This is a genomic window from Streptomyces sp. NPDC014870, assembly GCF_043081505.1.
Taxonomy (GTDB): Bacteria; Actinomycetota; Actinomycetes; order Streptomycetales; family Streptomycetaceae; genus Streptomyces.
On record NZ_JBIBWQ010000005.1, the window covers coordinates 32,133 to 50,536 of the forward strand.

The 18,404-nt window shown below is 73.8% G+C and carries 11 protein-coding genes; 8 read left to right on the forward strand and 3 right to left on the reverse strand.

From position 1 onward, the window contains the following. Positions 1-3: 3 nt before the first annotated feature. Complete coding sequence (eccB, locus tag ACF09C_RS15780) at positions 4-1,560, reverse strand: type VII secretion protein EccB (RefSeq protein WP_392092040.1); 1,557 nt, start codon at positions 1,558-1,560, stop codon at positions 4-6. Between the two features lie 192 nt (positions 1,561-1,752). Here eccB and eccE point away from each other — a divergent pair, with 192 nt between their 5' ends. The 8 genes from eccE to ACF09C_RS15820 all read left to right on the forward strand — a co-directional run bounded on the left by eccE (position 1,753) and on the right by ACF09C_RS15820 (position 13,530). Then, a complete protein-coding gene (gene eccE, locus ACF09C_RS15785) occupies positions 1,753-3,081 on the forward strand; it encodes a type VII secretion protein EccE (RefSeq protein WP_392092041.1) in 1,329 nt (442 codons plus the stop codon). Between the two features lie 245 nt (positions 3,082-3,326). Next, positions 3,327-4,007, forward strand: coding sequence for a hypothetical protein (locus tag ACF09C_RS15790; protein ID WP_392092389.1), 681 nt, complete (start codon positions 3,327-3,329; stop codon positions 4,005-4,007). A gap of 225 nt (positions 4,008-4,232) precedes the next feature. After that, a complete protein-coding gene (locus tag ACF09C_RS15795; RefSeq protein WP_392092042.1) occupies positions 4,233-7,460 on the forward strand; it encodes an SCO5717 family growth-regulating ATPase in 3,228 nt (1,075 codons plus the stop codon). 178 nt (positions 7,461-7,638) lie between these two features. Then, entirely contained in the window at positions 7,639-9,516 is a 1,878-nt protein-coding gene (locus ACF09C_RS15800; protein WP_392092390.1) for an ABC transporter substrate-binding protein, read from the forward strand. A gap of 12 nt (positions 9,517-9,528) precedes the next feature. After that, positions 9,529-10,593 carry an ABC transporter permease gene (locus ACF09C_RS15805; protein WP_392092043.1) on the forward strand — a complete coding sequence of 355 codons (1,065 nt, stop codon included), beginning with the start codon at positions 9,529-9,531 and terminating at the stop codon, positions 10,591-10,593. Further along, the gene (locus ACF09C_RS15810) at positions 10,590-11,495 is read left to right on the forward strand and encodes an ABC transporter permease (RefSeq protein ID WP_392092044.1); all 906 of its coding nucleotides are present in this window, start codon (positions 10,590-10,592) and stop codon (positions 11,493-11,495) included. The genes ACF09C_RS15805 and ACF09C_RS15810 overlap by 4 nt, the downstream gene beginning before the upstream one ends. Then, positions 11,492-12,460 (forward strand): ABC transporter ATP-binding protein, encoded by a 969-nt coding sequence (locus tag ACF09C_RS15815; RefSeq protein WP_392092045.1) that lies wholly within the window; start codon positions 11,492-11,494, stop codon positions 12,458-12,460. The genes ACF09C_RS15810 and ACF09C_RS15815 overlap by 4 nt, the downstream gene beginning before the upstream one ends. Then, complete coding sequence (locus ACF09C_RS15820) at positions 12,457-13,530, forward strand: oligopeptide/dipeptide ABC transporter ATP-binding protein (protein ID WP_392092046.1); 1,074 nt, start codon at positions 12,457-12,459, stop codon at positions 13,528-13,530. The genes ACF09C_RS15815 and ACF09C_RS15820 overlap by 4 nt, the downstream gene beginning before the upstream one ends. A gap of 58 nt (positions 13,531-13,588) precedes the next feature. On the opposite strand, the gene ACF09C_RS15825 is transcribed toward ACF09C_RS15820, so the two are convergent. Together ACF09C_RS15825 and ACF09C_RS15830 are read right to left on the reverse strand one after the other, a co-directional pair. Next, the gene (locus ACF09C_RS15825; RefSeq protein WP_392092047.1) at positions 13,589-14,545 is read right to left on the reverse strand and encodes a bifunctional riboflavin kinase/FAD synthetase; all 957 of its coding nucleotides are present in this window, start codon (positions 14,543-14,545) and stop codon (positions 13,589-13,591) included. A gap of 31 nt (positions 14,546-14,576) precedes the next feature. Then, entirely contained in the window at positions 14,577-18,203 is a 3,627-nt protein-coding gene (locus ACF09C_RS15830; RefSeq protein WP_392092048.1) for a trypsin-like peptidase domain-containing protein, read from the reverse strand. Positions 18,204-18,404 lie beyond the last annotated feature (201 nt).

The following is an 18,404-nucleotide window of genomic DNA, read 5'->3' on the forward strand; positions in this document are numbered from 1 at the left end:
CCCCTACGAACCCTGCGGCTGACGCGCGCTGTTGGTGTCCAGCCTCGGGCCCTTCGACAGGAACTCCGACCAGGCGATCGGCACCAGGACCGGGGTGACCTTCTCGTAGCCGAGACGGGTCTGCGCCTCGCTCGGTTCCGGGCGGCCGTCCGTCGGCTGCTTGGTGCCGTCGCCGCTGCCGATGTCGGAGCGTGCGGCATCGCTGTCGCCGTTCGCCTGGACCGCGTACCGCAGTCCGGTGTCCGTGACCAGGAAGAGCGAGCCGTCGGGCTTGGTCTGGTTGCCCTGGACCTGGGTGTAGAGCAGGCCGCTGCCGGGGGTGACGTACGTGCTGGTGCCGCCGGCCGTGATCTCGGCCGGGTACTTCGTACCGGCCCAGGTCGTGAGGGTCGTGCTGCCCTTGTCGTCGACGCTGTTGAGGACGCTGCAGATCGTGTCCCGGGCGCCGGCCCCCGTCTCGGCGTTGATCTGCTGCGACTTGCGGGTCGGCCAGCGGTACTGGGTGCCGAAGGTGGTGGCGTCCGGGGTGAAGGAGGCCGCGTCGACGGTGGTCACCCGGCCGTCCATGTCGAGCGGGTCGGTCTGCGGGGAGTTGATGAGCAACCAGGCCGTGAACTCGGAGACCGGCTGCACCTTGCCCGGCAGGACGACGTAGTGCTGCGGCCCGGAGCCGGTCTGCGCCAGCAGGACCATGCCGACCCGGTCCTCGGTCTGGCTGAGGCCGCCGCCGACCCCGGCGGACGCGCCCACCCGGCCCGGGATCTGCGGGAACGCGATGGGGCTGCCGGTGTGCAGGGTGGCCAGCCAGTCGTCGGTGACCTGCTGCGGCTCCTTCTGGAGGCCGACCAGGGCGGTGGTGAGTCCGGCGGATTCGTCGGGCGCTCCGGGGATCAGGTACTTCGTACCCCGGTGGTCGACGAGGTAGCGGGCGCTGCCCTTCTGCCCCTTGACGTACATGACCTGGCCGTCCTTCAGCCGCCCCGCGCCCTCGGTGCGGCTGAAGTCCCGCTGCGCGAAGACGAACGTGGCCTTCTGGACGCTGCTCCCCTTGCCGCCGCCCGGCTGTTCGCACACGGCCCACCGCTTCGCGGTGCCGGCGTCGCCCGGGGAGGGGAGCCGGTCGGGGGCGTAGGGGATGCCGAGGATCGGGCCGCGCGGCGGCGTGCCGGCATCGAGGACCTCGTCGGCGACCTGGATGACCGAGAAGGCCTGGGGGGTGAGGAGGAGGCGCGCGGAGGCGAGGTTGAGGACCGGGTGGAGCAGGGTCTTGCTGTCCTTTCCCTTGCCGGTCGTGAGGACGACGTACCGGGTCGTCGACTGCTTGCCGACGATCACCTTCGTGCCGGGCTTGTCCCAACCCTTCGGGGCCTTGGGGCTGAACATGCCCCAGGCGCCGAAACCGGCCAGGACCAGCGCGCCGACGATGAGCCCGGGCACGACCGCCCGCAACGGCCTCGGCGCCCCTTCCTCGGTACCGGAGGGAGAAGGTTGGAGGAATGCGGCCACCGTGCGCTTCTTCGCAAAGGTGTACGCGTTGAGCTCATCCCGCCGTGATGCCATGAGTCCCCAATTTTCGTCAGGCGCAGTCTCCGCCGGCGTCTTCACGGGTTCTCCACACCCGGGCTCCAGCTGTCGGACCGGCCCCTACTATGCCTGCTGTCTCCTGGCGCCCAGGGGGCGGGTAGGGTGATCCGGCCGCCAAAGCACGGGCGAGCGAGGGTGATCGGGACGGATTTGGGGGGATTCTCGATGATGGCATCCGCGACGCGGACACGACCGCGATCCGCGACGCCCGCCCGCTCGTCCCGTTCTGTCCCCTCCCCCGCGACCGGTGCGCCGTCCGCCGTCTCGCCGCGCCTTCAGGCCCGGCCGGGACACTTCGGATCATTCCGATTGCAACAACTCGTCCTGATCGAGGGCGCGGTCGCCCTGCTGCTCGTGGCATGGGTCGTCGAGCCGATGCTGCTGGTCCCTGCCGGGCTCCTCGCGGCGGTGCTTGTGCTGCTCGCGGTCGTGCGCAGGCACCGCCGTTCGATGCCCGAGTGGCTCGGTACGTTCCTGACCCTGCGGGCGCGTACGCGCCGCGCCGCCTCCTTCGTCGTGCCGGAGGGTACGGAGCCGGGGCTCGCCCCGGTCGTGGAGTGCGACCCCGCGCTGCGTACCTACACGTACAGCGACCGCGACCGCCGTCCGGTCGGGTTGATCGGCGACGGGACGTTCCTGACCGTCGTCGTGCGGGTCGACGCGGAGACCACGGCGCTGCGCCCGGATCGCGCGGCGCGACCACTGCCGGTCGGGCTCCTCCGTGACGTGCTGGAAGTGGACGGGATCCGGCTGGAGTCCGCGCAGATCGTGCAGCACACCCAGCCCGCGCCCGCCCCGCATCTGCCGGCGCAGTCGATGGCCGCGCTCAACTACGGCCCGCTGCAGGCGCAGACGGGTTCTCCGGCGGTACGGGTGACCTGGGTGGCCCTCAAGCTCGACCCGGAGCTGTGCCCGGAGGCGGTCGCCGCGCGCGGTGGCGGCCTGGTGGGCGCGCAGAAGTGCGTGGTGCGGTCGGCGGACCAGCTGGCGAGCCGGCTGGCCGGTGCCGGGTTCCGGGCGACCGTGCTCACGGAGCAGGAGCTGACCGCCGCGCTCGCCACGTCGACCTGCGCGAGCCCGGCGGCGATCACACAGGCCGGACGCGGGCAGGCGCAGGCTCGGCGGACCCTGGAGACCGCGCGGACCTGGCGGGTCGACGACCGCCGGCACACGACGTACTGGGTGGGGCGCTGGCCGCACCTCGGCGGCGCCGGCGGCACGGGCGGCCCTGGCGCGTCGATGCCGCAGCTGATCGCGCTGCTGACCTCGCTCCCCGCACTCGCGACGACCTTCAGCCTGACGCTGAGCGGCGGTGACCGCCAGGAGGTGACGGTGGCCGGGCACGTACGGATCACCGGGCGCAGCGACGAGGAGCTGGTGGCCGCGCGGCACGAACTGGAGCGTGCGGCGCGCGGGGTGAAGACGGGTCTGGTACGGCTCGACCGCGAACAGGTGCCGGGCATGCTGGCCTCGCTGCCGCTGGGGGGTGCGCGCTGATGTCGTTCTCCGGTCCTCATCACTCTGGTTCGAATCCGACTCCGGCTCCGAGTCCGCAGCATCAGGCGCAGCCACAGGCCGGTTTCCATCCCGTTCTCGTTCCCGCTCCCGCCCCTGCTCCCGTTCCCGCTCCCCTTCCCGGCCCGGGTGCGCCCGCCGCCGCCGGCGGCGGTTCGCGTGGGCGGTCCGCGGGCAGGCCCCGTCGGGGTGCGGGGCGGAGCGCACGGCCCCGGTTCGGTTTCGGGCTGATCGGTCCGCGCCGCGACCGGCACTCCGTACCACTGGACCAGCTCGGCGCGCTCAGCGTGCCCGTCGGCGACGACGGCATGGTCATCGGCGTGGACGCCGAGGCCCGGCCCGCCGTCCTGGGCATCAACCGGCCCACTCCGTACGACGTGACGCTCATCGGCGGCCTCTGGACGGCCCAGGTGATGGCGCTGCGGGCGGCCGCGACGGGCGCGCGGGTCGCGGTGGAGACCGGCCGGGCGCAGGTCTGGGCGTCGCTCGCGCAGGCCGCGGGCGGCGGTCAGCCGTGCATCACGCTGCACGACGTCGGCCGGGTGCCCCCACAGGGCGCGTCGGCCGGCAGCCCGGTGGTCGTGGTGCGGGACTGCGGCATGCGTCCGCCGCGCGGCCGCGTCGTCTCGGGGCCCTGGCAGTCGGTGGTGACACTGCTGCCGTACCTGAGCCCCGTGGCACCCCGCCTGCTGGAGAAGTCCTCCCTCGTGGGGATCCAGCGCGTTTCACCGGATGAGGCCACGCAGATCGGCCGGATCATGGGGTTGCCGAGCGCGGAGTCGGAGGCGTTGTCGACGCTCGCGGACGGGGTGACGCTGTGGTGTACACCGGGTGACCGCCAGTTCGTCATGACCCAGGCGACCGAGGCCGAGACCGGATTGTTGGGCAGCGCGCGCCGGATGGACTGATCGGCACGAGCCATCAATTCCGTCCGTTTTTGTATGGATTTGGAGCGCCCCGTGGCGCTGTGGAGTTCACTCTGCGGTGCGCGCAGGTCACTTGGGGGCGATACGTGACCTACGGGACAGCCGTGTACGGGCGATCGGGCCTGCCCGCCACACACGGTTGGCGATTAGGGTGGGAGGGCCCGCCCACGACAGCACAAGGGTGCGCGACCACACCAGGAGGCAATAGTGAACGGCGATCGGGACGAGATCCACGGGGGTTGGAATCCATCCGCCGATGATCAGTCCGACGCGGATCCCGCCGAGATGACGGGTGAGTTCACCATCGACTACACCCCTCCGGCCTGGTACACGCAGAACGCGGGGGGAAGCGGTGGTGCGGGTGGTGTGACGCCACCGCCGCCGAGCGGTGCGCCCGTTGCCGTCCCGGGGCTCCCGGCGGGCAGCGGCTTCGAACCCGAGGCGGCTCCGCAGGCGCCTGTTCCGCCGGCTGCGATGCCTGTTCCGCCGCTGCCGACGCCTGTTCCGCCGCCGGCGATGCCGGGGATGCCCATGGCGCCGGGCGCGGTTCAGCCGACGGCTCCTGGTCAGCCGGTGGCTCCTGGCCAGCCCGGGCCCGTGCAGCCGGGTGCGGTTCAGCCCGGTGCCGTGCAGCCCGGTGCCGTGCAGCCGGGTGCGGTGCAGCCGGGTGCCGTTCAGCCCGCGACGCCGGTCGACCCCGCGCCCGTGCAGCCCGGCCCGGTTCAGCCGGGTGCTGCCGCTGACGCCGGCCCGGTCGCTCCGGTCGCCTCCGCCGCGCCCGCCGACGGCGCGGCCTCCGGCAACGGCGACATCGAGAGCGGCGCGACGATGCGCTTCTCCTCGGCCGCGCTCAAGCGCGAGATGGCGGAGATCGCCGAGCGCGCGGCCGGAACGGCCGCCCCGGAGGACGCCGCGCCCGCCGCGCAGCCGACCGCCGACGCGGGAAACGCCCCTCAGCCTGACGGCGGTTACGCCCTCCCGCTGCCCACCCCTGTCCCGGCGCCGGAAGCCGAAGCGGCAGCGGAAGCCGCGGAGGCTCCGCAGGCGGCCGGGCCCTCCGACGAGGACGCCCAGCCGGGCGAGCCCGCGGCCGAGGCGCGGGAGCCCGAGCCGGTCGACGCGGCTGCCGTGGCGCCGCCCGCCGCGGCCGAGCCGCAGGACGCCGTGCCGCCCGCCGTACCGCCGGTGCCCGTCGCTCCGACGAACCCCGTCGCCCCGCAGGGCGCCGAGGGGCTGCCGCCGCTGCCGCCGTCGTTCCAGCCGGCGGCTCCCCCTGCCGTACCCCAGTGGCCCGCCCAGGCACCGGCGGGCGACCAGCCCGCACCGCCGCCCGCGGTGCCGCAGCCCGCCGGCTGGCCGGCGCAGCCGACTCCCGTACCGCCGCAGGGTGGTTACGGCTTCCCGCAGCCCGGCCTGCCGCAGCCGCTGCCGCAGCCCGTCGCGCCGCAGGCGGCCGACGCCCCCGCGCCGCAGGGCGGCTACGGCTTCCCCCAGCCCGGCCAGCCCCAGCCGCAGCCGGGTCAGCCGCAGCCTGGCCTGCCGCAGCCCCTGCCCACCCCCGTACCCCCGCAGGCACAGGGCGGTTACGGCTTCCCGCAGCCCGGTCAGCCGCTCCCGCAGCCCATCCCCCCGCAGGCAGCCGACGCCCCCGCACCGCAGGGCGGCTACGGCTTCCCCCAGCCCGCGCAGCCCGGACAGCCGCTCCCGCAGCCCATCCCGCCCCAGGCAGCCGACGCCCCCGCACCGCAAGGCGGCTACGGCTTCCCCCAGCCCGGCCAGCCCGGGCAGCCCCTCCCGCAGCCGCTGCCCACGCCCGTGCCTCCGCAGGCGCAGGACCCGGCGCAGCCGCAGGGTGGTTACGGCTTCCCGCATCCCGGGGCCCAGCCCGCCGCCCCGGGTCAGCCGCAGCACGAGGCGCAGCAGTTGCCGCCGCAGGCGGCGCCCGTCGATCCGCGGAGCGGTGCCGGGTGGCCCACTCCCGTCGCGCACGACCAGCGTGAGCGGTCCGTGCCGGGGGCTCCGCTCGGGTACACCGCGGCCGTCGAGCTCTCCTCCGACCGGCTGCTGCGCAACAACAAGCAGAAGGCCAAGTCGAGCCGTAACCCCGGCCCGTCCGCCCGCTTCAAGCTCGGCGGGAAGCGGGAGGAGGCCGAGCGGCAGCGGAAGCTCGACCTGATCCGTACGCCCGTCCTGTCCTGCTACCGGATCGCGGTCATCTCGCTCAAGGGCGGTGTCGGCAAGACCACGACGACCACCGCGCTGGGTGCGACCCTCGCCAGCGAGCGGCAGGACAAGATCCTGGCGATCGACGCCAACCCCGACGCCGGTACGCTCGGCCGTCGCGTGCGGCGCGAGACCGGGGCCACCATCCGTGACCTCGTGCAGGCGATCCCGTACCTGCACTCGTACATGGACATCCGCCGCTTCACCTCGCAGGCGCCCTCCGGTCTGGAGATCCTCGCCAACGACGTGGACCCGGCCGTCTCGACCACGTTCAACGACGAGGACTACCGGCGGGCGATCGAGGTCCTGGGCAAGCAGTACCCGATCATCCTCACCGACTCCGGTACCGGTCTGCTCTACAGCGCCATGCGCGGTGTGCTCGACCTCGCCGACCAGCTGATCATCATCTCCACGCCATCCGTCGACGGCGCCTCCAGCGCGTCCACCACGCTCGACTGGCTCTCCGCCCATGGGTACGCGGACCTGGTGCAGCGCTCGATCACGGTCATCTCGGGGGTCCGCGAGACCGGCAAGATGATCAAGGTCGACGACATCGTGCAGCACTTCCAGACGCGGTGCCGGGGTGTCGTCGTCGTACCGTTCGACGAGCACCTGTCGGCGGGTGCCGAGGTCGACCTCGACATGATGCGGCCGAAGACCCGCGAGGCGTACTTCCACCTCTCGGCGATGGTGGCCGAGGACTTCGCGCGGGCGCAGCAGGTCCAGGGCCTGTGGACGGGTGACGGCGGCCAGGGTGGCGGCGTGCCGCCGCAGATGGCCCCGCCGGTCCCGGGTCAGCAGATGCCCGGCCAGCCCATGCCCGGCCAGCCCATGCCGGGCCAGCAGATGCCCGGTCAGCAGGGGTACGCCCCGCAGGGCATGCCCGGTCAGCCCGTCCCTGGTCAGCCCATGCCAGGCCAGGCCGACCCCGGTCAGCAGCCGTACCCGCCGCAGCAGGGTCAGCCGTACGCGCCCCAGCCGTACCCGCAGCCCCAGCAGCCCCAGCCGTACCCACAGGCGCCGGGCCACCCCCAGCCCTACCCGCCGCAGCACGAGCAGCCTGGCGCCCCGCAGGGCTGGCAGCAGCCCCCGGCGCAGGCTCAGCCGCAGCCGCAGGCGCCGGTGGATCCGAACGCTCCGGTACCGCAGCCGGGTTGGCCCCAGCAGACGCAGCAGACGCCTCCGCAGGCTCCGCCAGCCCCTCAGCAGTAGGGCGTCACAGGAGTAGACCAATGAGGCCCCGCACCGGCTCCCCGGTGCGGGGCCTCATTGCATTACCGCAGCCCACAAGGGGTTTGAGTCATCGTTGACGATGCTTGTCCACCGCTGATAAACCTTCGCTTCACCAGTTGGCGCCCAAGATCCACGACGCGAGGTACGTCCTATGGTCATGGTCACGAAGGTCCCGCCCCGCCCCGCAGCCCCACGCAGACGCGCTCCCCGACGACTCCCCCGGCTGCTCCTCGCCGCAGGCGTCACCGCCACCACGCTCATGGCCGTCCCCCAGGTCGGCGCCCCCTCCGCGCACGCCGCCGAGGGCGACGGGAAGAGCGGGGGCACCACCCTCACCGTCGCCGTCTCGCAGAGCGTCGACTCCCTGAGCCCGTTCCTCGCCCAGAAGCTCGTCTCGACGAGCATCCACCGGTTGGCGTACGAGTACCTGACCAATTACGACGCGAAGGACGCCAAGCCGATCCCGGGGCTCGCGACCGAGTGGACGTCCTCGCCCGACAAGCTGACCTGGACGTACACGATCCGCAAGGACTCGAAGTGGTCCGACGGGAAGCAGGCCACCGCCGAGGACGCCGCCTGGACCTTCAACAAGATGATGACGGACGAGAACGCCGCCACCGCGAACGGCAGCTTCACGGCCAACTTCAAGAAGGTCACCGCGCCCGACCCGCAGACGCTCGTGATCGAGCTGAAGAAGCCGCAGGCGACGATGACGGCCCTGGACGTGCCGATCGTGCCCAAGCACGTCTGGGAGAAGGTCGGCGACTTCTCGAAGTTCAACAACGACAAGCAGTTCCCGATCGTCGGCAACGGCCCGTTCGTCATCACGGACTTCAAGGTCGACCAGTACATCAGGATGAAGCCGAACAAGAGCTTCTGGCGTGGCGCACCCAAGTTCGACGAGCTGGTGTTCAAGTACTACAAGGACGGCGACGCGGCCGTCGCCGCGCTGCAGAAGGGCGAGGTGTCCTTCGTACCGAACCTGACGCCCGCTCAGGCCGCCGCCCTGAAGTCCATGAAGAACATCAAGGTCAACGACGCCCCCGGCCGGCGCTTCTTCGCGCTCGCCACCAACCCGGGCGCGCGGGCGAAGGACGGCAAGACCTTCGGCAACGGCCATCCGGCGCTGCTCGACCCGGCCGTACGGAAGGCGCTCTTCCTCGCCGTCGACCGGACCACCATCGTCGACAAGGTCTTCCAGGGCCACGCCGTCGAGGGCGAGGGCTACATCCCGCCCCGCTTCGGCTCGTACTTCTGGAAGCCGAGCGCCCAGCAGAAGCTCGGCTACGACCCGGCCAAGGCCGCACAGCTCCTGGACCAGGCCGGCTACAAGAAGAACGGCGACGGGAAGCGGGCGGGCAAGGACGGCAAGGCCCTGGACTTCCGGATCCTGTGCCACGCCACCGACCCGAACGACAAGGCGATCGGCAAGTACCTCCAGGAGTGGTGGGGGGCGCTCGGCATCGGGCTGAAGGTCGAGTGCCTCGACAACGTCAGCGACCCGTGGGTCAAGGGCGACTACGACCTCGCCTTCGACGGCTGGTCGGTCAACCCCGACCCCGACTACGTCCTGTCGATCCACACCTGCGGCACACTGCCCGCGACCCCGAAGGACACCGGCGCGACCGACAACTTCATCTGCGACCAGAGCTTCGACGCGCTCTACGCGCAGCAGGCGGTGGAGTACGACGCCGCCAAGCGGGCGGATCTGGTCAAGCAGATGCAGTCCCGGCTGTACGACACGGGGTACATGAACATCATGGCCTACCCGAACGCCCTCGAGGCGTACCGCACGGACCAGATCAAGTCCATCACGACCATGCCGGCCGCGGCAGGCAACCTCTGGGGCCAGGACGGCTACTGGAGCTGGTGGTCGGCCGTGCCGACCACGTCCGCCGCCGGTTCCGAGTCCGGCTCGGGCGGTGGTTCGTCCGCCGGGGTGATCGTCGGCATCGGCGCGGCCATGGTCGCCGTGGTCGGGTTGGGGATCTTCCTCTCGATGCGGCGCCGCTCCTCGGCCGACGACCGCGAGTAGACGAGCAGAGCCGTGACGACAGCGAGCACCCCCGCCGACGTGGCGCGGACCGAACCGGTCCGCGCCACGGACGGCGCCTCCTCCCGTACCGGTACGACGCTCCAGTACCTCCGCTACGTGGCCGGCAAGCTGGGCGGCGCGGCCGTCTCGCTCTTCGCCGTGCTGGTCACCAGCTTCTTCCTGTTCCGGATCATCCCCGGCGACCCGGTCAAGGCGATGACCCACGGCATCCCCACCTCGGCCGAGCAGCTCGCCACCCTGCGGCGCCAGTTCGGCCTCGATCTGCCGCTGTGGCAGCAGTTCACCGACTACTGCGCGAAGGCGCTGAGCGGCGACCTCGGCACCTCGTACCAGTTCCGCGCCCCGGTCGGCGAGCTCATCGCGCAGAAGCTGCCGGCGACGCTGCTGCTGACCGGGGTCGCCGTGGTGCTCTACTCGGCTCTCGGGCTCTGGCTCGGCACCCGCTCCGCCTGGAACCACGGCCGCCTCGGGGACAAGATCAACACCGGCGTCGCGCTGACCCTGTGGTCCGTGCCCTCGTTCTGGCTCGGACTGCTCCTGATCATCGTCTTCTCCGTCGGCATCGGCCCGATCCCGGGGCTCTTCCCGACCGGCGGCATGGAGTCGGGGACGGGCGAGACGGGCTTCGCGTACGTCCTGGACGTCGCCCACCACATGGTGCTTCCGGTGGTGACGCTTGTGGCGGTCGGCTACGCCCAGACGCTCCTGGTGATGCGCTCCTCGCTGCTCGACGAGATGGGCGGCGACTATCTGACGACCGCGCGGGCGAAGGGGCTGCGCGACGACGTCGTACGGCGTCGGCACGCCGTACCGAACGCGCTGCTGCCGACGGTCACCATGATCTTCATCAACCTCGGCCATGTGGCGGCCGGTTCGATCCTGGTGGAGACGGTGTTCTCCTGGCCGGGGCTCGGCGGGCTCTTCTACCAGGCGCTCAGCGTGCCCGATCTGCCGCTGGTGCAGGGCCTGTTCGTGGTCTTCGCCGGCGCGATGATCGTGGCGAACCTGATCGCCGACCTGCTCTATCCGCTGCTCGACCCCCGGGTGGGCCGATGACCTCCTCGTCCTCGTCACTCTCCTCTCTCGCGTGGGAACGCCGGCGCGGCACGGTCTCCCGCTTCTGGAAGCAGTACCGCACCCACCGCGCGGGCCTCTACGGTCTCGCCGGGCTCGCCCTGATCGCGCTGCTCGCGCTCACCGCCCCGCTGACGGTCGGCGCGGACGTCCAGTCGGTGACGAACGCGCCCGGTACGGCCCTGGAGTCGCCGAGTGCCGAATTCCCGCTCGGGACAGACCAGTTCGGGCGGTCGCTGCTCGGTCTGCTGATCTGGGGCGCGCGGATCTCGCTGCTCGTCGGGCTGCTCGCGGCGGTGCTCTCGGTCGCGATCGGCACCCTCGTCGGGATCATCGCCGGGCACTACGGCGGCTGGTTCTCGACGGTCGTCATGCGGATCACGGACTGGTTCCTCGTGATGCCGACGCTGGTCCTCGCGATCGTGCTCGCGACGGTCATGTCCCGTTCGATGTGGACGGTGATCCTCGCGATCGGCGTCACCAGCTGGCCGACCACGGCCCGCCTTGTCCGCGCGCAGACGATCGCGGTGGAGTCCCGGCCGTACATCGAGCGGGCCACGGCCCTCGGCGGCGGACACGGGCACATCATGAGCCGGCACGTGCTGCCGAACGTGATGCCGCTGGTGCTCGCCCAGACCACGCTCGGCATCTCGACCGCGATCCTCACCGAGGCGACGCTGGCCTTCCTCGGCCTCGGCGACCCGACGGTGGTCTCCTGGGGCGGCATGCTCCAGGACGCGCGGGAGGCGGGCGCGGTGTCGTCCGGCCACTGGTGGTACCTGGCCCCGCCAGGGATCGCGATCGCCCTTGTCGCGCTGGCCTTCACGCTGTGCGGGCGGGCGGTCGAGTCCGTGCTGAACCCGAAGCTGGGGGTGGGGCGATGAGCCTCCTGGAGGTACGGAACCTGAGCGTGACGTACGGCTCGGGGGCGGGCGCCGTCCCCGCCGTACGGGGCGTCGACCTCACTCTCGCCGCCGGGCAGAAGCTCGGGGTCGCGGGCGAGTCGGGGTGCGGGAAGTCGACGATGGCGCTGGCGCTGCTGCGGCTGCTGCCCGCCTCCGCGCGGCTGAGCGGCCAGATCCTGCTCGACGGCGAGGACGTCCTGGCCATGAAGTGGGGTCGGCTGCGGGCGGTGCGCTGGGCGGGCGCGTCGATCGTCTTCCAGGGCGCCATGCACTCGCTGAACGCGGTGCGCCGGATCGGCGACCAGATCGCGGAGCCGATGCTCGTGCACGGGCGGCCGACGCCTGCGGCGGCCCGCAAGCGGGTCGGGGAGCTCCTGGAGCACGTCGGTCTGCCGGCGGCGCGCGCGGCGGCCTACCCGCACGAGCTGTCCGGTGGTCAGCGGCAGCGGGTGATGATCGCGATGGCGCTCGCCTGCGATCCGCGGCTGATCGTGGCGGACGAGCCGACGACGGCGCTCGACGTGATGATCCAGGCGCAGATCCTGCGGCTGATCGAGCGCCTGGTGGCCGACGACGACATCAGTCTGCTGATGATCAGCCACGACCTGGCGGTCCTCGCCGACACCTGTGACCGGCTCGCGGTGATGTACGCGGGGCGGGTGGTGGAGGAGGGCCCGGCGCGGGCGGTGTACGACGCGGCGGAGCACCCGTACGGGCGGGCGCTGTCCTCGGCGTTCCCGAGGATCGGCGACCCGGCGTCCCGGCGGGCGCCGCGCGGGCTGCCCGGCGACCCGCCCGACCCGGCCGACCTGCCGGGCGGGTGCGCGTTCCATCCGCGCTGCCCGGTGGCGGTGGCGGACGTGTGCGGGACACGGGACCAGGAACTGCGGGACGCGGGCGCGGGGCGCCGGGCGGCCTGCGTACATGTGGGGAGCGGCTCATGAACCCGTTGACACCGGACGGCGCTCCGTCGGGGGCGGGTGCCTCCTCGGTGGCCGGTGCGTCGGTCGTGACCGAGGTTCCCGCGTCCGAGGCCGTTCCGCTGCTGTCGGCGCGCGGACTGCGCGTCACCTTCCCCGGTCGGCGGGGCGCGCCCGCCGCGCGCGCGGTGGACGGGGTGGACCTGGACATCGGCCCCGGGGAGATCGTGGCGCTCGTCGGCGAGTCGGGGTGCGGCAAGACGACACTGGCGCGCTCGCTGCTCGGGCTCGTGCCGCCGACGGCGGGAGCGGTCGCCTTCGCCGGTGAGCCGCTGGCGCACACCTCGCGCGCGCTCAAGGCCTACCGCAGGCGGGCGCAGCTGGTCCTGCAGGACCCGAGCGGCTCGCTGAACCCGCGGCACACCGTGTACGACGCGGTGGCCGAGGGGCTGCGGATCCACGGCCACGCCGGGGACGAGCGGGCGGCGGTCGCCGAGGCGCTCGCCCGGGCCGGGCTGCGCCCGCCGGAGCGGTTCTTCCTGCGGTACCCGCACGAGCTGTCGGGTGGTCAGCGGCAGCGCGTCGTCATCGCGGGCGCGCTGGTCCTGCAGCCGGAGCTGATCGTCGCGGACGAGCCGGTGGCCTCGCTCGACGCGTCGGTACGGGGCGAGATCCTGGCGCTGCTGCTACGGCTCAGGGACGAACTGGGGCTCTCGGCGCTGGTCGTGACCCACGACCTGGGGCTCGCGTGGAACATCGCGGACCGGGTCGCGGTGATGTACCTGGGCCGGATCGTGGAGACCGGGACGGTGGAGTCCGTCCTGACGGCCCCTCGGCATCCGTACACCCGGGCCCTGTTGTCGGTGCTGCCCGAGTCCGAGGGCGCGCCGGTGGTCCTGACGGGTGAGCCGCCGGACCCGGCCCGTATCCCGTCCGGCTGCCGCTTCCACGCCCGCTGCCAGGTCCTCGCCTCGGGTGAGGCGGCCCCGGTGGCGGACCGTTGCCGCACCGAGGACCTGCCGGTCCTCCCCGGCGGCGGCGTCCGGGGCGTGGCCTGCCACTGGGTGGATGCGGGCGCGGGGGCCGACGGATAGGCGCGCGCCCGGCGGGTCTCGTCGTGCGACGGGACCCGCCGGGCGGCGGGGCGGCTCCTCAGTTCTTCCGGTCGTACGCCCCGGTGAGTTCGCGACTGCGCTGCACGTCCCCGGCCATCGCCGTGAGCAGGTCGTCCAGGGTGTCGAACTTCAGCATGCCGCGTACGTACGCCAGGAAGTCCACGGCCACGTGCAGGCCGTACAGATCGAGGCCCTCGCGGTCGATGGCGTACGCCTCGACGGTCCGCTCGGTGCCGTCGAACTGGGGGTTCGTGCCGACCGAGATCGCGGCGGGCATACGCTCCCCCGCGGCGGTCAGCCAGCCGGCGTACACGCCGTCGGCCGGGATCGCGGTGTGCGGGAGCGTCTCGACGTTGGCCGTCGGGAAGCCGAGCTCGCGGCCGCGCTGCGCGCCCCGGACGACGATGCCCTCGACGCGGTGCGGGCGGCCCAGGATCTCGGCGGCGCCCTCCACGTCGCCCTCGGCGACCAGTCGGCGGGTGAGCGTGGAGGAGAACGGGTCGCCGCCGCCCGCCGTCCCGCTCACGAACAGGTCGATGACCTCGACCTCGTAGTCGTAGGTGGCACCGAGTTCGGTGAGGAAGCCGACGTTGCCCGCGGCACGGTGGCCGAAGCGGAAGTTCGGTCCCTCGATGACGGCCTTCGCGTGCAGCTTGTCGACGAGGACCTTCACGATGAAGTCCGCCGGGGAGAGCTGGGAGAACTCGGCCGTGAACGGCAGGACGAGGACCGCGTCCACGCCCAGCTCCGCCATGAGTTCCGCGCGGCGGGGGTGCGGGGCGAGCAGCGGCGGGTGGCTGCCGGGCCGCACGACCTCGGAGGGGTGCGGTTCGAAGGTGACGACGACCGAGGGAACGCCCAGTTCACGGGCGCGCTCGACGGCCCGTCCGATGATCAGCTGGTGTCCGCGGTGCACACCGTCGTAGGAGCCGATGGTGACGACGCTGCGCCCCCAGTCCTGGGGGATGTCCTCCAAGCCACGCCAGCGCTGCACTGTGACCGCTCCTCGTCCGCCTGTTCGCCGATTACGCAGGTCTAAGACTGCCATGCCCACGGCCGTCGCCCCGCATCGGCATGGATCTGCCGAGCCGCTCGACCGTGCGGCGGGTGCTGGGGCCGACGACGACGGCCCAGTCGTCGGGTGCGGCGGCCAGCCAGCCGGCCAGTCGGTCGGCGAACGCGGGCACCTCGTGGGCCAGCTCGACGAGCCCGCGGTCGAGGCGGGTGGCGCCCTCGGGGGTGCGGACGAGGAGCAGCCCCGTGCGGTGGACCAGCTCGCGGGTGCGGACCTCGGGGCGCCGTTCGCAGTCGAGGGCGGCGGCCCGCAGCAGCGCGTCGAGGACGGTCAGATCCCGTGCGGCCCCGTACCGCTCGTGGTCGAGGAGTACGTCGAGGAGTTCGGTGCGCATCAGCCGGGAGGCTCCGCTGCCGGGGGCGGCGAGCACCGGGGCGAGGGCGCTGCGGACCTCGGCGGGACGGCCCCGGATCAGCCCGCAGACCAGCGGGAAGAGGACGGCCCGGGCGGCGGGCCCGTGTTCGAGGCGGCGGTCGACGAAGGCGGCGGCGTGGCGGGCGCCGTCGGGGTGGCGGTCGACGTACCCGCGGACCAGGTCGGCGGCGCGGCGGGCGAGGGCGGGGGTGGTGACCTCGGCGAGCGCCCGCAGGACGGCCCCGGCGTCCTCGCCCGGGCCGTGCAGCCGGGCCCGGAGGGCGGCGAGGACGGGTTCGGGGTGGGCGGCGATCGCGGTGGTGAGCGCTTCGGCGGGGACGCGGGGGTCGGCCAGGGCGCGGGGCAGATGGCGGGAGCGGGTGTGCGGGTCGCGGACGAGGAGGCCGAGGGCGGCGCCGTGCAGCGCGGCGTCTGCGGGGCGGGCGAGCAGGGCGAAGGCGGCGTAGCGAAGGAGCTCGCGGTCGGGTCCGGTCGTGGCGTACGGGGTGACGAGGGCGCCGTAGGTGGCGGCGGCGGCGCGGCGGGCGGGTCTGCCGTCGTCGTGGGCCCAGCGGTCGACGGCCCGGCAGAGGGCGGCCGGCTCGTCCTCGGCGAGCGCGGCGAGCAGCCCGTCGGCCAGCGGGTGCGCGGTGGCGACGAGCGCCTCGCACAGGTCGTCGACGGCGAGGTGGCGGTGGGTGTGCAGCAGGGCCTGGGCGGCGGTGCCGACGGTGGCGTCCGGGGCGGCGCCCAGGGCGCGGCCGTCGCCGAACCAGCGGCACAACAGCGGCTGGACGCCCCGGGGCTCGGCGACGAGCCGTTCGGCGACGACGTCGAGGAACCGGGGCGCGGTGTGCGTGCCGGGCGGCGGGTCGGCGGGCACGATCCGCCGCAGCAGGTCGAACCGCTCCCCCTCGCCGACCCGCAGCGCCGCCCAGAACGCGGGCCCGAAGAGGGTGGAGGGGGCGGGGGTCGAGGCGGTGGCGGTGGCCGAGGCCGCGGATCTCGCGTCCGGTCCCTGCCGGGGCGCCGGGACGCCCGCCGAGCCGGGGGCGGTCGCCGGGCCGGAGACCCCCGCCGGATCCGGAGCGGTCGCCGGGCCGGGGACGGCCGGGCGGCTGCCCAGGTGGTCGGCCAGGTGGCGGAGGGTCGGTAGGTAGGGCCTGGGGTCCGGGAGGCCGAGCAGGGTCCCGTGCAGGAGCCGGGAGGCCCACCAGGTGGCTTCGGTGGCCGTCCGGCCCTCCGCGCGGAGCCGGTCGAGCGCCTCGACCAGGTCGGTCAGCCGGTGCCCGAGCGGGTCGGCGCCGTGCTCGCGGTCCATCAGGAGGAGGGCCTGGACGACGGGGCCGATCCGGTGACGCGGTACGGGGAGGGGGTCGGGGGCCCCGGCCGTGTGCGGCGTGCCGGGACGGGCCGGGAGGCGCACCGGCGCGCCCTCGCCCCGGCGGTGGACCAGCGCGCGCAGGGCCGCGTCGACGTCCAGATGGGCGCCCTGGATCCAGTCGGCGAGCTCCTCGTGGCCGAAACGGTACCCGGAGCCGGCCGGGACGAGGAGCCCTTCGGTCAGGACGGCGGAGGCCCAGCCGGTCCGCCACGGGAAGACCTCCTCGAAGGAGCCGCGGTCCAGTTCCCCCTGGCCGGGCCCCAGGCACCTGCGGGCGGCCTCGTGGACCTGCCCGGCGACCCGCGCCGCGAGCCGGCGCACGGCAGTGCCGCGCGGGACCGGGCGGGTGCCCGCGGCGATCCGTACCGCGATCCGCAGGCACATCAGGTCGAGATGGGCCCCGAAGACCTCCTCCCGCCCGGGCCTGCCGGGCGCGCCCCCGGGCACGGCCGCCCGCACCTCGGCGAGCAACCGCAGGACGAGCGGGTGCCGGGCGTCGTCGGCGGCCAGATCGCCCGTCGCGAGCCCGTACCGCTCCCTGGCGAGCGCCGCCTCGTCCTCGGTGAGGTCGCCGAGCGGTACGGCACGGTGCGTGGACTCCGCGGCGTGCGGGCGGGCGGCCCCCTCCCAGAACTCCGGTCGGCAGCCGAGCAGCAGCCGGCCGCCGTGGTCGCGGAGCCAGGCTTCGGTGCCCGTCGTCCAGGCCGGGAGCCGGTGGGCCAGGGCGGGGGGCATCTCCTCCGGGCCGTCGAGGACGACCAGGAGGGGGCGGCCCGCCGTGCGCGCGAGCGCGGCGGCCCGTTCGGGGGTGGCGGTCGACATGTCGGCATGGACACCGGAGGCGGTGACGATCCGGCCCGCCTGGCGCAGGGCGCGGCCCACGGCGTCGGCGACCGAGGCGTCGTCGGCGCGCAGGTCCGCGCCGCGCAGCCAGATCGTGGGGGCGGGTTCGGCGCTCCGGGCCCGCTCCGCGCAGTGCGCGGCGAGGGCGGTGGTCCGTCCGGTGCCGGGCGCGCCGACGAGGGCGAGGACCAGGGTGTCGGACGCGGTGAAGGCCGTGAACTCCCGTGCGCAGTCGGCCCGTTCGACCGGCGGCGGCCACGCCGAACGGCTGCCCGCGCCGCCGGCCGCTCCGGCGGCTCCGGCGGCGGTGGCGGTGGTGTGGGCTGTCGCGGTCGCCGTGGCGGTCGCCGTCAGTTCCAGGACGCCCGCCAGGTTGAGCTCGCGGCCGTAGCACGGCGCGGTCGCCGCGTTGCGCCGCAGCAGCTCGGCCAGCGGGCCCACGGGCGGCAGGGGCAGCGCGTATCCGGCGGCCCGGTGGTCGCCGTGCAGCGCGGTGCCGAGGACGCCGAGGACGGCTCCGGTCGCCGGGTCCACGACGGGCCCGCCGGTGGCCTGCCCGCCGAGCCGCAGGGCGTCGGCGCCCTCGGTGCCGATGGCCAGCTCCCAGGCCGCCCGGCCGAGGGCCTGCCGCCTGCCACCGGTGGCGTACGTGACGGGTGCCGTGCCGAGCACCCGCGCCTCCCGCCAGCCGTGCGCCGCGATCCTTACGTACGTCCCGGCCTCGATCTCGGTCCGCGCCGAGACCGGCAGCGGACGGACCCCGATCCCCTCGGCCCGCAGCAGGGCGAGGCCGGAGCCGGGCAGCAGGGTGACGGCGTCGCCCTCGGCGAACCGGTCGCGCTCGCCGGGGACCCGCAGCAGGATCCGCGCGAGTCCGTCCACGGCCTCGTGGCTGGTGACGACCGTCCCCCGGTCGTCGGCCACGAAGCCCGTCCCGCGGGGGCGGCCCGCCGGATCGCAGATCCGTACCAGCGTTCCGAGGTCCCCGCTTCCCATAGGTCGACGGTAGGTCGGCGGTGATCACCGCGAGAACCACACCGGCCGAACGCGCCCCCAAGCGCTCCCCCGTTTCACTCCGAGCGCCTGCCCGATGGAGTGAAAACGACGATCGGAATGGATAACACTCCTCTGGGGGAGGGGAACGTGGGGCGGCACGCATGCGTGCCGCCCCACGAAATACCGTCGCGATGTACCCGG

What these genes read in the sequence shown, in the direction of transcription:
- eccB (WP_392092040.1), bottom strand. Translation starts at nt 1,560, where the DNA reads ATGGCATCACGGCGGGATGAGCTCAACGCGTACACCTTTGCGAAGAAG.
- eccE (WP_392092041.1), top strand. Translation starts at nt 1,753, where the DNA reads ATGGCATCCGCGACGCGGACACGACCGCGATCCGCGACGCCCGCCCGC.
- ACF09C_RS15800 (WP_392092390.1), top strand. Translation starts at nt 7,639, where the DNA reads ATGGTCACGAAGGTCCCGCCCCGCCCCGCAGCCCCACGCAGACGCGCT.
- ACF09C_RS15810 (WP_392092044.1), top strand. Translation starts at nt 10,590, where the DNA reads ATGACCTCCTCGTCCTCGTCACTCTCCTCTCTCGCGTGGGAACGCCGG.
- ACF09C_RS15815 (WP_392092045.1), top strand. Translation starts at nt 11,492, where the DNA reads ATGAGCCTCCTGGAGGTACGGAACCTGAGCGTGACGTACGGCTCGGGG.
- ACF09C_RS15820 (WP_392092046.1), top strand. Translation starts at nt 12,457, where the DNA reads ATGAACCCGTTGACACCGGACGGCGCTCCGTCGGGGGCGGGTGCCTCC.
- ACF09C_RS15830 (WP_392092048.1), bottom strand. Translation starts at nt 18,203, where the DNA reads ATGGGAAGCGGGGACCTCGGAACGCTGGTACGGATCTGCGATCCGGCG.